At 61.9% G+C, this 13,125-nt stretch carries 11 protein-coding genes and 1 pseudogene; 4 read left to right on the top strand and 8 right to left on the bottom strand.

Annotated features, from left to right (window positions below; translation table 11 throughout):
• Positions 1-15 precede the first annotated feature (15 nt).
• Genes AC07X6_RS02045 through AC07X6_RS02020 form a run of 6 tightly spaced genes read right to left on the bottom strand, consistent with a single transcriptional unit; the run spans position 16 to position 8,075 of the window.
• Positions 16-504, bottom strand: a complete 489-nt coding sequence (locus tag AC07X6_RS02045) for a hypothetical protein (protein WP_494789918.1) — start codon at positions 502-504, stop codon at positions 16-18.
• Entirely contained in the window at positions 501-2,006 is a 1,506-nt protein-coding gene (locus AC07X6_RS02040; protein ID WP_494789917.1) for a dynamin family protein, read from the bottom strand. The genes AC07X6_RS02045 and AC07X6_RS02040 overlap by 4 nt, the downstream gene beginning before the upstream one ends.
• On the bottom strand, positions 2,003-2,740 hold the full coding sequence (locus AC07X6_RS02035) for a hypothetical protein (protein ID WP_494789916.1): 738 nt from the start codon (positions 2,738-2,740) through the stop codon (positions 2,003-2,005). Before AC07X6_RS02035 ends, AC07X6_RS02040 begins: the two co-directional genes overlap by 4 nt.
• Complete coding sequence (locus AC07X6_RS02030) at positions 2,733-3,470, bottom strand: Lcl C-terminal domain-containing protein (protein ID WP_494789915.1); 738 nt, start codon at positions 3,468-3,470, stop codon at positions 2,733-2,735. Before AC07X6_RS02030 ends, AC07X6_RS02035 begins: the two co-directional genes overlap by 8 nt.
• A complete protein-coding gene (locus AC07X6_RS02025) occupies positions 3,467-5,731 on the bottom strand; it encodes a dynamin family protein (protein ID WP_494789914.1) in 2,265 nt (754 codons plus the stop codon). The genes AC07X6_RS02030 and AC07X6_RS02025 overlap by 4 nt, the downstream gene beginning before the upstream one ends.
• A 7-nt stretch (positions 5,732-5,738) precedes the next feature.
• Positions 5,739-8,075, bottom strand: a complete 2,337-nt coding sequence (locus tag AC07X6_RS02020) for a dynamin family protein (protein ID WP_494789913.1) — start codon at positions 8,073-8,075, stop codon at positions 5,739-5,741.
• 380 nt (positions 8,076-8,455) lie between these two features.
• Between AC07X6_RS02020 and AC07X6_RS02015 the strand changes: the two genes are divergently transcribed.
• Positions 8,456-9,562 carry an acyl-CoA dehydrogenase family protein gene (locus AC07X6_RS02015; protein ID WP_494789912.1) on the top strand — a complete coding sequence of 369 codons (1,107 nt, stop codon included), beginning with the start codon at positions 8,456-8,458 and terminating at the stop codon, positions 9,560-9,562.
• A gap of 35 nt (positions 9,563-9,597) precedes the next feature.
• Here AC07X6_RS02015 and AC07X6_RS02010 read toward each other — a convergent pair whose 3' ends face one another.
• Positions 9,598-10,089: a (R)-mandelonitrile lyase gene (locus tag AC07X6_RS02010; RefSeq protein WP_494789911.1), complete on the bottom strand. Its 492-nt coding sequence runs from the start codon at positions 10,087-10,089 to the stop codon at positions 9,598-9,600.
• 259 nt (positions 10,090-10,348) lie between these two features.
• Here AC07X6_RS02010 and AC07X6_RS02005 point away from each other — a divergent pair, with 259 nt between their 5' ends.
• The 3 genes from AC07X6_RS02005 to AC07X6_RS01995 all read left to right on the top strand — a co-directional run bounded on the left by AC07X6_RS02005 (position 10,349) and on the right by AC07X6_RS01995 (position 12,623).
• The gene (locus AC07X6_RS02005; RefSeq protein ID WP_230538303.1) at positions 10,349-11,182 is read left to right on the top strand and encodes an HDOD domain-containing protein; all 834 of its coding nucleotides are present in this window, start codon (positions 10,349-10,351) and stop codon (positions 11,180-11,182) included.
• Positions 11,183-11,274: 92 nt separating this feature from the next.
• A complete protein-coding gene (locus AC07X6_RS02000) occupies positions 11,275-11,706 on the top strand; it encodes a hypothetical protein (RefSeq protein WP_230538359.1) in 432 nt (143 codons plus the stop codon).
• Entirely contained in the window at positions 11,703-12,623 is a 921-nt protein-coding gene (locus AC07X6_RS01995; RefSeq protein WP_494789910.1) for a DUF2145 domain-containing protein, read from the top strand. Before AC07X6_RS02000 ends, AC07X6_RS01995 begins: the two co-directional genes overlap by 4 nt.
• Here AC07X6_RS01995 and AC07X6_RS01990 read toward each other — a convergent pair.
• A pseudogene (locus AC07X6_RS01990) lies at positions 12,624-13,055 on the bottom strand (flavin reductase family protein); the annotation flags it as partial.
• Positions 13,056-13,125 lie beyond the last annotated feature (70 nt).

Here is a 13,125-nt window from a genome sequence, read left to right as displayed (position 1 = left end):
GATGTGCCTGTTCCATTATGAGAAAAATCCGCGCATTTCAGCTCTGATTTGCAAGCGGTGCGGCAAGTTGCGGCAAAAATTCAGGATCGCATCACGCTCGTCTTGCGGCATCGACTGCAAGCGCCGCTTCATGAACAGCACGGTTTCGGGCGACGGGTCGGGATACGGGGACGGGATAGTAATGGTCTGGCACGCCATCGCCATCATGGCCACTTCGTTCGGGTGCACAACACCCCAGAAATTGCGGAATATCGCTGGCAGAAAAACCAGCAGAGGTTCGATGGCAGGCATGCGTAACAAGCGCAATGTCTCTTCCAAGGCAGCCTTTTCTTGCGAAAGAATGGCGATTTCGGTGCGCAGCATCGTCAGTTGCTCCTCGGACTCGCCCAGGCGGTCCTGTACCGCACTGTGCGCCAGGCGTTCCAGATACTCGCTGAGAACCTCGGGAGAGGATTGCTCCAGCGTAAAGTCCCGCAACAAATTCAGCTCATACTCATCCGTCATGGCGTTTCCTCCTGCAGTTGCTTCTGCAGCAACTTACTGCATTGGCTTTCATAATATGTCTGCACGGCGGCCAGGCTGAACAGGCTTGCCAGCAAGCGTTCGGCCGGCAGCTCGCCAGCGGCATGCACTGCGTCGACGAGGCGCGAAAAACTGCCATTGGCGAGCACGCTGGCCGCCGCATGCAAGGTGCGCAGGCGCTGGGCCAGGTGTGCCTCCAGATCAACGGTCTGCGCGCTGACGTCTTCGAGCGCCTGGGTAGCTCCGCACATCAGGTCGTGGACGGCATCGAGCAAACTGTTCGTTTGGCTAACCCAAAACAGATTCCACCACGCCGCCAGTGGATGGTCGGCGGCCAGCAACACGCTTTCAGATGTTTCCAGCAAGGAATTCCACTCCTTGACGCGGGCTCGCTTGCTCCACGTCCGGAACAATGTGCTCTGTATTTCCTCCGGCTCAGCCCCATCCAGGCGCCGCATGTTCATGCCAGGCAAGAATAATCCCTGGTCGCAGATACCTGCCAGCATGTCGCGCACGGCCGCCAGCACATGATGGGTAGCGGCGACTTTGGGTGCCAGTTGCCACGCCTCCGGCCAGGCACGCATGCGGCTTTGCCAGGGATGACCTGGATCCGCTGCCTGCCCCAGCGGCGCCAGCAGGCATTGCCAGAAGCGGGCACGAAAGGCGTGCAACTGCAACGCATCCATACTGCCAAATTCCACGCAAAGGACTGTCAGTTCCAACTCATCCGGATCGAGGCCCAGCTTCGTCCAAATATCGTTGACCAGGCACGCGGCCAGCGCACGCAGGCGCTGCTGATCCTCTTCCGGGCAATGCGTCATTACCATCAGCAATTGGCTCTGTCCGCGGAAATAAGCGTCGCTCAATGCCTCCAGGAAATCGTGCAGCCGCTGTCTATTGACGCTGCTTTCAAGCCGCATGGCGCTGACCACGTACACCAGTGCAAGATTATTGTCGCCCGCGAGCATGTGCTCAGCAGGCTGTTCCGCCAGCGTGTCCTCACTCGAATTCCATCCAGGCATGTCGATCAAGAACAGGCGCTTGGGTGAATTGCCTTCCATGTAACCATCACCTTCAGGCAAGACAAGTTGCTGTATGGGCAAGGAGAGGCGCAGACGGAAACGCTGCGGCGCATAGTCGGCGGCAAGGATTTCCCCACGTTGGGGAAAATGTGCCAGTGCCTTGACGACAGTCGCATTGTCCGTATCGCGCTCCCGTTCGACCAGATGCAATGCCGCCTGCGCGCCATACGTCACTTCCAGTGGCAAGCGGGTTTGCACTTCGCGCGAGCTGATGGGTTTCAATGCCTGTGGCACCACATCCCCCAGCAATTCATTGACCAGCCGTGTTTTTCCTGCGGAAAACTCCCCCACGATGCGTGCCGTCAAACTGCCATCGCTGATGCCATGCCAGCCCGCCATCTGGGAGGCAAACGCCGCCATGGCTTCATGCAGCGTGCCAGGCTGTGTTTTAGATGCATTCATACTGATCCCGTGTACTGATATTCAAGACTGTCCAGCAAACCGCGTCCATCGCGCAACAAGCGCCGCGCCGCCGACTGCCAGCCATGATGCGCCAGCGATGCTACTGCCTGTGCATCGAGCCAGCCTGGCAGGCAGGCCAGCAAGGCACCCGGCATGTGCCGCCTGGCAAGCTCGCCCTGTTCGCGCTCCTCGCATGCCTGCGCGACGGCAATCAAACCAGACAATCCCGGTTGTGCCGCGCGAAAAGCATCGTTATTTCCAGATAGAAGCAGCGGCGCCAATAGCAGGTGGTGATTCTTCGCCCCCCAATCCTTGGGCCTGGCCTGGCGATCATCTTGCGCCACCGCCTGTACCGTCTCGGCAATCAGCGCGGCGCAAGGTTCCTGCAATGCCGGATAGCGCGCGCCAAGCGCGAACACCGTACGCCAGAACAGCGGTTGCATGCGCAGCAGATGCTGCCGGTCGATGGGCAGATTTTCGTCAAGAGCATCATCGAGCACGCGCGCATACAGATGGACGCGCGCGCAGTGCAGCAGCGTTGTCGCAAACTCGGGATCCGTACGCTCCTGCCATGGCTCTATCAGCAGCGCCAGGAAAGGCGGAAAGTGGAAGGCCACCGCATCAAGCCGCCGCAACGCGCGCGAGGCGCCTGCGGTATTGGCGGACATCGAGAAACTAGCGATATCATTTTGCAAAATTGCGCTCAGATTATCCAACAATGCATCATCAGCCATGTCCACGTGCACTCCGGACAAAACGCAGATGGGCATAGCCGCCAAGCCCGCAAGTACCAACAGTCCGTTGCGAAAAACTCAGCGTCTGCATATGTTGCTCATTTTCCTGGTCGCTGTTCGACGACCAGTACTCCGCCTCTCCTTGCAAGTCGGGAAAGAACTGGTTGCTGATGCAAAAATCTTGCTGCACCGTCCCTGCATGCAGCGACAGCGCTCCGGTTTGTAACAGGGTCTTGAGCTCATCGAGCGTTGGCAAGCGCCAGTCCCGGTATCCACACCAGCCGTTATAGTTCAGCATGGCCAACTGCTGCAACACAGTTCGCCACTGACAGCGGCCACTACGGTGTGGCCACTCGCCCTGCAAACGCGTGTTCACCGTCCACATCAGTTCGTAGCCCAGATCCAGCGCCGCACTCCATTCCTCGCTAGCAAGTGGCAACAGTTCACCTGCCGGCCCGATCTTGCGCCAGGCCGCCGTGCCGTCCGACATGGTACCGGCGCGCCGGCGTGCAGCAATACGCGTGACGGTGCTGATTTCCTGCGCAATTTCGCGCGCGCTGGGCGCATGCAGTCGCTCAAGACGCTGCACTTGTTGCTGCAAGTCGCGCAATTGCTGCGCCATTCCCTGTTTGCCGGCAGACATCTGCGCCAATTGCTCCACATAATGTTCCATGGGCACTGGCGCAGCCATTGCCAGCAAACCGGCAAGGGATTCGTCCACCTCGCTCATGCCAGCGCCGCAATCGCAGTCTCGATGCCTTGCGCTTCACGCTGTAACTGTGTGAGCGCCAGCGCGCGTTCCTGCGGCGCCGCATCAAGGTGTGCAAGCTGGACCTGCAACTGCTCCAGGCTGGCGGCCAGCGTCGATTCGACATGCTGCGCCCAGTAGGCAGCCACCTTACCCATCAGCAATTGCTGCATGCCCGCAGCCTGCTGTTCATAGCTGCGCAGCCAATCGCCGACAGCACGCTCCAATGCCAGCACGACAGTGCGCTGATGCTGCACATGGGCTTCCTTCCGCGCCTGTTCCGCGCGTGCCTCAAGCAGCACGGTCAGTTCGCTGATTTCCTGCTGCAGGCGCAGCGCTTCCTTGTTGCTTTGCTCCAGCGCCCAACCAGTCAACTCGCGCTCGCTGGCCAGACGTTCCTTGCGTACCAATTCGTTGCGTGCGTGCTGCAGTCCGGCATCCAGCTCGGCCACTGCCCGCCGCTGCTCCGCCAGCGCCTGCGGATCGACGACGCTGCGTTCGCTCGAAGCACCGCCACAGGCATTGCCGATCCGTTCGCCCCAGTAAGCGAGCGAAAGAACCTCCAGCGCACCCAGTTTCTGCAAGATGGGCTGCGGAATGTTCGGGTGCGGGTCGCCGGTACGGATCGCCTGCGCCACCTTGGTTGTCTCAGTGACGATTTTACTGATCTGCTGGGCCTTGACGGCCACGTTGCGAATCTTGACACCCTGACCAACCAATGCCCCTACCTTGGCGCCAACGGTCGCAGGGTTGACAAATATTAATGCCAAATCGGCAAGCTCGCCAAGAAAGCGTCCCACCTGCGCACCGCCGTTGCCCTCTGTGCGCTCGATGACGCGCGCCAGCGGCTCCTCGAGCACGTATCGCCGTTGCTGCGCCAGTGCATGGAGCTGCTGCTCGTCGGCAGCAAGGTCGACGCTGGGCAAGGCCTGCAGCTGGTTTTCCGTTGCCAGGACAAGCTGCTGTTTTTCCGATAAGGCCTGCTGCAGCTGCAACAATTTCCCCGTCTCGAGAAAAGTGCTGACATCCACCGCGACGGGAGAGGGCAGGCGCAAGTTGAAGCTGCTGACCTGCGCATCGGGCAGCTGCAATGCGCCATAAGCCACCGAACGCGAACTGAAATCAACGGCCAGCGCCGCGAGCGCTTCGCGCAACTGCTCGCCGCCCTGCAGACCAAAGTGTTTCCAGTCCACTTCCACGCCAATGTCCGTCTGCACCTGCAGCAACTGCTGCAATTGTCCTTGCAGCGCCTGCCGGCGGCGCGTGGCGGCATCATCCGCATCACGCTCAAGCAGTGTGGTCTCCTCTTTCTGGCGCGCATACAACTCGGTCTTCATCGCAAGCAGTTGCTGCTTCTTCTCCAGTACCTCCGCATGCGCACGGCGCACGGCATCGTCCGACTGCAACTGGCAGGCGTGCTGTGCCTGCACATTGCTGCCCATCGCATTCTCCAGCAGCGGTCGCATTTCCGAACGAAAACGTTGCAAGCGGATTGTGGACAGTTCCTGCCGCGATTGCGCCACGAATTGCAACAATTGTTCGCGTCCCAGTCCATGCACGCTAACGCATTGCAATTCCACGCAGAGACCCGTTTCGGCTTTGATCTGCTCTGACCAGCGCCCCAGATCCGGCGCCTTCTCGCCTTGCGCCACACTGTTCACCACCATATCCCAGCGCGTGACCACGACTTTTACCCGCTTGCCGTACTGGCGCACGATGCGCAATGCTTGCATGTCCTGGCGCGTCGGCCCACGCGGCTCAAGCAGATACAGCACCGCGTCAGCCTGCTGCACCTGCGCTGCGGTGTATTCCTGGCGGGCCGCCGACACGCTGCCCAAACCAGGCAAGTCGACCACCGTCACATCGCGTAACCATTCCAGCGGCAGCGCCAGCGTGGCGCAGACGGCACCGTCCGGTGCCTGCGAGGTCGCCTGACGAAAACCCTCGATATCCAGCGGCAAGGTACTGCCATCCGGCCCCACCAGCGCCATCGACCGCGCAGCGCCGTGCTCGATAAACGTCGGCAGCGCCGTCGCTTCTTCCAGCGCCGTATGCAGCAAGGCCTCGCCCAGCAGCATGTTCAACAAACTGCTCTTGCCAACGGAAAAACCACCCAGCACGACCAATTGCAGCGGCGCACTGGCCACCAGCCTGGATGCAGCCAGTTCCCGGGCCTGCTCTTGCAAGTCGGTTGGCAGAAACGGCGCCAGTTGCACCAGGGCATCTTGAATTTTGTCTATCATAGTTTCCTCAGCGGCCTTTGGCCTGGGTTTGCTGTACCAACTGCGCCAGTTCCTGCTGCGCCGCTTGTAACTGCTGTTCGCGGCGCGCCACATCGGCTTGCCCTTGTTGCAACAATTGATGCACGGATTCTCGCTGGGCGCGCTTGTCGCTCAAGGGCTCGACAAATTGTTCGCTGACGCAACTGTGCAGCAGGGCCAACTGATTATCGTAAAGTTGCTGTACGGATCCGCTGACATGTTCTTGCAGATAAGAAATACGCTGCTGCAACTGGCCAACGGTAGCGGCCGTCAACTGCGCCAAGGTTGCCGAAACCAGGTGCTGATGCTCGTCCTGGCGTGCCTGCTCGGCCGCCTGTTTCTTGCGGTTGAACGTCTGTAATTCTTTTTCATACTTGCGCAGTGCCGCCTCGGCAGACAGGCGCACGCCGGTTTTCTGCAACTCCTGTTGCTTGATGAACTCCATTCGAGCGGCCTTGTCAGCAAGGTTTTCTTGCTGGCGCGCCAAATCCTCTTTCCATGAATCAACATTGCTGTAATCGAGATACTCTTCACTTTCATGGCGATCACTGCTGTACATCCCGCCGCTACGCTTGACACTGCGATTCGCGGTACGTGGTGCCGGTTGCCCACCGAGCCTGTCCAGCTGGCTTTCTGCGCGTTCCAGGGCTATGCGTGCCATCTCAATATCGCGCTCGTTCGGCGCATTTTGCAGGGCTTTCAGTTTCAAGCTCTCCAGTTCATCTTCGCGCGCGGCAATCGTCTGCTCCAGTTCCAGCGCTTGCGCATGATGGTCCTCGATCAGGGACAAGTCCAGATCAAACCCCACGTCCAGCTTGGGCAAACTGATATGCATCTCCCCCAGCGCCGTATTCAATTGCTTCGCGTGGTGAGCCATACCTTTTTCATACTCTGCGCGTAAACCTTCCAAGCTTTCGGCCAGCAACTGCCGTTCTTTTTGCCACAGCTGATTCACCGTACCGACGACGTCTTCAAACTCTCGCGCCACATTGGCAGGCAAGCCTATCTTCTTGACCTTCTTGGATATCTGCGATTCGATGTAGCCAACGGTCAGGTGAATTTCAACCTGAGCCTTCAAATTGGCCAGCGGGGCGATCAACTGATGTTCAATTTCCCTGGCCCGGTGCTTGGCGGCACGCGTATGCTCCGCTGCCGACCCGTTCGCCAGGGTACGCATTTCCAGTTCCAGATTCTTGATTTCTTCGTCCAGCAACGCCAGATCGCGCGCGCGCTGCTCCTCTGTGTCCATCGAGGCTAGTTGCCTCTGCTCCGTGGCTATGCGTTCGGACAATTGTTCTTGAATGTGCGTCAACTGCTTCAGCGGTTTCAGATAGATCTGTTCCAGCGCCTCACCATTGCAGAACATGTCACTGATCCGCTTGGACAACAAATCGACACCGGAACGCGCCCGCTTATGTTCATCGTCGGACAGCGCCCAGGCGGCGCTGACACCCATCAAGTGATGCTGGTCGGTCATCAATGCCAGTTCAGCTTCGGGTTGATCATGCAACTGTTTGCGGAAGTTGGCACGCACGTGCTCCAGTTTCAAATCAGAAAGTCTGGCATCGGACATGGGTGCGGCCATACCCTCCTTCGAGTCCAGGATGACGTCCCACATATTCACGACCGTAATGAATTTACTGAAGTCCTTGCGCAGCGTACCGGCGACAAATTTCCATTCAGAAGCATTCGCACCCAATTGCAACGCGCTTTGCACCCATACCGCGATATGCGCTTCCGCAATGGCGCGACGCGTGATCTCTTCATGGTGCTGCACCATCGACTCCAGTCCTGGTGTGTCGATTAATACCAGCCCCAGATCGAGCAAGGGGTGCTGCATGAAAATCTCGATACGATCCACGGATAAGCGGGCATCCGCATTGAGTACGTCAAGTTCAGTACTCCAGCGCTCCAGCGCACTGGCATCCGTCCATGCGATTTCCTGCTCCGGCTGGCCGTCGACAAAATGCACGCGAATAAACCGTTCCGTGCGCCCTGCTGGCAAAGCTCGTACAAAAGTATTAATTGCCGTTGTCGCCTCTTGTGCATGGCGCAGTAACTTGATACCCAGCAGCGCATTCACCAGACTGGACTTCCCACGCGAGAATTCACCCACGAATACCAGCATCACGTTGCGGTCAGCCTCCAGTGAGCGGCTTAATTCAGCAAATTTGGCATGCGAACTCTTCAATTCATCGCCGCCAAAACGCTCAAATATGGACTGCGTGCGTTCCAATAAAACCTGCGCCTCTTGAATCCGTTCCTGGCGGGAATGCAAGCCAGCACTGATTACTGCATTTTCAACGGCATTGACAGATGAATTCATTCTTAAAATAGCCTTTATAGGAGCCAGAAAAATCGTCGAAGCATATTGTAACGATATTTCCCCAGAAGAAACTAACCAATATGTCCGCTGGGAGAATTAATACAATAAAACGTGCTGCGACAACTAATGTCGCATTATCGTAAAAACTCGAAATTTGACCAATAATCAACAATCCATAAAGAATAAAGGTACCTACATACCAGCCATTAACAACGGCAGCGAAACTGCTCCCATCCACTGCCGCTGAGGTGAATAGCGTTTTTAATCAGCATCAATTTGCGCAACGATCAATACTACGGTGCGATAAGGTGGCGCGGGATTGCCCGCAACCACGCCCACTGTGCGAAAATGCCCGCCTTCGCCATTGCCGGACTTTACTCATGCCGCACGCTGCTCTCGCTACCCTTGCCACCCTTTCCGGGAGCGACGCCCGGCGCATCGCGCGCCACGCCCAGGCGGCCGATGCCGCCCGCTTCCTGCATCCGGCCCAGCAAGCCTTGCTGCACCGGCGCGGCTGGCTGACGATGCTGGCGCCGCGCAGTGCGGGCGGCGCCGAACTGCCCTTGCCCCAGGCCGTGCGCCTGGAAGAAGCCGTGGCCGGCGCCGACGGCAGCATGGGCTGGGTGCTGACCCTGTGCGCGGGCGCGGGCTGGTTCGCGGGCTTTCTGGCGCCCGGCATGGCGCGCAGCATCATCGGCACGCCGCGCGTCTGCCTGGGCGGCAGCGGCGCGGCCACCGGCTACGCGGAGGAAGAAGGCGACGGCTACCGCATCACGGGCAGCTGGGACTACGCCAGCGGCGCGCCGATGGCCACCCACTTCACCCTGAACGCCCGGCTGCAGCGCGCTGGCCAGCCCCTGCTTGATGCGCAGGGACAACCGCGCATCCGCGCCTTCCTCGTGCCCGCCGCCCTGGTGCAGCTGGTGCCCTCGTGGAACAGCATCGGCATGCGCGCCAGCGCCTCGCACAGCTACCGCATCGACGGGGAATGGCTTGCCAAGGAACACGGTTTTACCATCAGTCCCGACACCGCGACGGCCGACGGCCCCCTGTACCGCTATCCCTTTTATTCACTTGCCTATGTGACCCTGGCCGCCAACGTGGCCGGCATGGCCACGCATTTCATGGAATTGGCCGAGGAATGCATGCGCCACCGCCGCCATGCGCGTGCCGGCTTGCCGCTGCTGGAGGTGCCGGAAGTGATATCCATGCTGCAAGGCAAGAAAGACGCGTACTCTGCCGCCCGCGCCCGCTTCTACGCCGTGCTCGATGACAGCTGGGCAACGGTGGCCGCCGGCGCGGCGCTCGACGAGCACGCCATGCAGGCCGTGCAGGCCAGTTCGCTGGATTTGGTCGCCGTCTGCCGCGCGGCCGTCGACGGCCTGTATCCATATTGCGGCCTGTACGCGGCGCGCGAAGACAGCGCCATCAACCGCGTCTGGCGCGATTTCCATACGGCCAGCCAGCATGCGCTGCTGCTGCCGTAGCGTGAACGCGCCGCGCGGCAACGCCAGCCAGCGCCTTAGCGCGGATAGCTGTCGTCCGTCACCTGCTCCAGCCAGCTGACCACCGATCCATCTTGCGCCTCGGCAATAGCAACATGCTGCATGGCAGACGTGGCCGTGGCACCGTGCCAATGCTTGATGCCGGGCGGTATCCACGCCACGTCGCCCACGGCCAGCGCATGCAGCGGCCCCTGCCAGTGCTGTACCCAGCCATTGCCTTGCGTGACGATCAGGGTCTGGCCTAGCGGATGCGTATGCCAAGCCGTGCGGGCGCCGGGCGCAAACGTGACGATGCCGCCGCCCACGCGGGCCGGAGACGGCCGCTGGAACATGGCGTCGACTGCGACCGTGCCCGTGAAATAGCGGGCGTCGCCCGTGATGGGGGGCATGGCGGCGGCCCGCGTGACGGTCACGGCGGCGTGTGTGGCTGCGGCCTCGGCGGACGCGGAGGCAGAGACGGCCCCGGCGTGCAGGCAAAGCGGCAAGAGTGCCGCGGCGTATCGATGCATGTCTGTTTTCCTTTCATGCCGGTAAGATAAGCACACGTGCCGCCGGGCAGCCGGCTGTGCCTGTCCTGGCAAGCCAAGCTTAACAGTGCTGGCCCGCGCTGATTAGCGCAGAAAATCCGCTAGGACTTATAAGCTGGGCTGATGAATGACCCGAGGCGGGGCCGAGGCGCGGCCAGTTGCACAGGAAAGGCTGGCGGACGCCATGCGGGCCGGATTGCCTGATAATATGGGGGCATTGCTACTTTTCGCTCCCCCATCCATGCACGTCAACACGCTCAGCAGCCTGGCGCAACTTCTGGCCAGCGCCGAAACGGAAACCCTGGCCTTTCCTACCAGCATCAATACGGCCCTGCTCCTGCAAAAGGAACTGGCCAACCCCGATTGCCACTCGGCCGACATCAGCCGGCTGCTGCTGTGCGAACCGACTTTGTCGGCGCGCGCCGTGGCGCTGGCCAATTCAGCCCTGTTCGCGCCCGGCCAGGCACCCGCCATCACCAGCGTGCGCGCCGCCGTCGAGCGTCTCGGCCACCGCAACCTGTATGCGCTGGCGACGGCGGCCGTCATCCGCCAGCTGAACGCGGGCATCCGCGACGAAGCCTTGCGCGCCCATGCCACCCAGCTGTGGGCGCACACCGTGCACGTGGCGGTGCTGGCGCATGCGCTGGCCGGCGCCGTCACGCACACGGATGCCGACACGGCGCTGTTCGCCGGCATCGTGCATGAAGTGGCCGGTTTCTATTTGCTGGCACAGGCCGACAAGACGCCGGGCCTGTACGCCCAGCTGGAAACGCAGATGGCCTCCGCGCTGGAAGTGATCGGCCGGGGACTGATGCGCCAGCTGGGCGTGCCGCAGCCGGTGGCCGACGCCGTCAACGCCTTGCCCGGCTCGACCATCATGCTGCCGCCCGAAGGCTTGCGCGACACCCTGCTGCTGGCCAAGGCGCTGGCGCCGGTTCCGTCGCCGCTGCCGCAGGCCAGCATCACCGTCGGCGCGCCGCTGCAGGCCTACCTGGAGCACGATCCCGTGCTGCAGGCGCTGCGCACGCAGCCGTCGGCCGAAGCGAAGGGCCTGATCGAGGTGCTCCTCAGCTGATGGCCGATCTGCTATGATGGCGCAGGCCGGGATGGACCCGGCGCGCTTTCATTGACGTCCACTGGAAAACTGCCTTGACTATCTCCTTACGCATGCTCGGCCTGGCCGCAGCACTGACCGTGGCGTGCAACGCCAACGCCGACAGCTTCGTTTCCTCGGCCTCCAGCGCTGGCTCCCAGTCGAGCGGCAGCATTTCCGATTCGCTCAACGGTTCGAGCAACAGCTCCTCGCGCGACAACAAGGTGGCCAATGGCCCCTACCGCATCATCGACGTGGCTGCCTTGCCGGGCCGCGACGGCATGACGCGCCTGACCATGCAGGCCGACGCCACGGCCACGCCGCTGGTGCTGGACTTGCCGCAAGCGGCGCTCGACAAGCAGCAGCTGGCGCAGGGCGACGTGGTGCATGCGCAAAACCGCGCCTACGGCATCGAATTTTCGCGCAACGACACGCGCGCCGCCTTCTTCCTCGTGCTGGCCGACGAGTGGTACGGCGAACTGGCCACGCGTCCCGTCAGCCTTTGATTTTGCGCAAGCTGGCGCCGCTGCTGGCCGGCTGCGCCGCGCTCGTCCTGGCTGGCGCCGCCCAGGCAGGCACCTCGCTCGCCTCCTCGCGCTTTTGCGACCGCGCCCAGGAACTCACGGCCACGGAACAGGACCGGCTGCTGCGCTTTGCCGCCGTCGTGCGCGAGGAACTGGCCGCCAGCGAAGGCAGCGTGGCCCTGATCAGCCGCTCCGGCCTGGACCTGGCCCGCTTCGGCATCCGCTATTCGCACGCGGCGCTGGCCTGGCGCCATGACAATGACGACGGCTGGTCCGCGCGCCAGCTGTACTACGCCTGCGACGAAGGCCGCCCGCGCATCTTCGACCAGGGCACGGCCGGTTTCGCCATGGGCACGGCCAATCCATCGCTCGGCTACATCTCGCTCGTGAAACTGCCGGCGGAAACCGTGCCGCCCCTGCGCCGCGCCCTGCTCGACCCCGCGCGCGTGCAGCAACTGCTGGCGGGCCGCTACAGCGCCAATGCGTATGCATTCAGCCTGAAATATCAAAATTGCAACCAGTGGGTGGTGGAAATGCTGGCCGCCGCCTGGGGCGAACTGGCCGCGGGCAGCGGCTTGCGCGCCCGCGCCCAGGACTGGCTGCGCGCCGCGCCCTACAACCCAGCACCCGTCGACGTGGGCGCCCGCTGGCTGATGCTCGGTTCCATCTTCGTGCCCCTCGTGCACATGGACGACCATCCGCCCGAAGCCATCGGCACCATGCAACTGACGGTCAGCCTGCCGGCCAGCCTGGAAGCGTTCGCGCGCCAGCGCCTGCCCGCCAGCGAGCGCGTGGAAATCTGCCACGACGGCAAACAGGTGGTGGTGCACCGGGGCTGGGAAGCCATCGCCGACGGCTGTATTCCTGGCGCGGACGACCGGGTCATCGCGCTCGATTAGTTAGGTATCCGCGTCGAGCGCTTCGCCAATCGCATAGAAGCGCCCGCCGGCGATGTAGTGCAGGCTGCGCCAGTCCGGACCAGCATCCTCGAAATGCCAGTGGCCATCGCGGAACACGCGCGTGTCGGCCCAGGCGCCCACCACTTCGCCGATGAACAGGTCATACGCAGCCTGGTTGTGCGGCTCGGGGAGCAGGCGGCAGGCCAGCCAGGCCGAGCATCCGGCAACGAATGGCAGATCAAATCCTTCCCGCTGAAACAGCCGCACGCCGGCGCGGACCAGCTTATCGGGCTGCGCATCGAGCCCGTGCGTGCCGACGGCATGCGTGAGCCGCAGCTGCGCCGCCGTCGGCACCTGGATGACAAAACTGCCGCTGCCTTCGACCAGCGCACGCGTGCGCGTGGCCTTATCCAGCACCACGGCGTGTGCTGGCTGGTATTCATGCGCACGCTGGCGACTCCCTGCACGGCGCCGATGGGATCGAGGCGCGCCTGCGTCAGCG

It is taken from the genome of Janthinobacterium sp. GW460-12-1-14-LB5 (genome assembly GCF_059423585.1).
This window is presented reverse-complemented; position numbering and strand designations above follow the sequence as displayed.

What these genes read in the sequence shown, in the direction of transcription:
- AC07X6_RS02045 (WP_494789918.1), bottom strand. Translation starts at nt 504, where the DNA reads ATGACGGATGAGTATGAGCTGAATTTGTTGCGGGACTTTACGCTGGAG.
- AC07X6_RS02040 (WP_494789917.1), bottom strand. Translation starts at nt 2,006, where the DNA reads ATGAATGCATCTAAAACACAGCCTGGCACGCTGCATGAAGCCATGGCG.
- AC07X6_RS02035 (WP_494789916.1), bottom strand. Translation starts at nt 2,740, where the DNA reads ATGGCTGATGATGCATTGTTGGATAATCTGAGCGCAATTTTGCAAAAT.
- AC07X6_RS02030 (WP_494789915.1), bottom strand. Translation starts at nt 3,470, where the DNA reads ATGAGCGAGGTGGACGAATCCCTTGCCGGTTTGCTGGCAATGGCTGCG.
- AC07X6_RS02025 (WP_494789914.1), bottom strand. Translation starts at nt 5,731, where the DNA reads ATGATAGACAAAATTCAAGATGCCCTGGTGCAACTGGCGCCGTTTCTG.
- AC07X6_RS02020 (WP_494789913.1), bottom strand. Translation starts at nt 8,075, where the DNA reads ATGAATTCATCTGTCAATGCCGTTGAAAATGCAGTAATCAGTGCTGGC.
- AC07X6_RS02015 (WP_494789912.1), top strand. Translation starts at nt 8,456, where the DNA reads ATGCCGCACGCTGCTCTCGCTACCCTTGCCACCCTTTCCGGGAGCGAC.
- AC07X6_RS02010 (WP_494789911.1), bottom strand. Translation starts at nt 10,089, where the DNA reads ATGCATCGATACGCCGCGGCACTCTTGCCGCTTTGCCTGCACGCCGGG.
- AC07X6_RS02005 (WP_230538303.1), top strand. Translation starts at nt 10,349, where the DNA reads ATGCACGTCAACACGCTCAGCAGCCTGGCGCAACTTCTGGCCAGCGCC.
- AC07X6_RS02000 (WP_230538359.1), top strand. Translation starts at nt 11,275, where the DNA reads ATGCTCGGCCTGGCCGCAGCACTGACCGTGGCGTGCAACGCCAACGCC.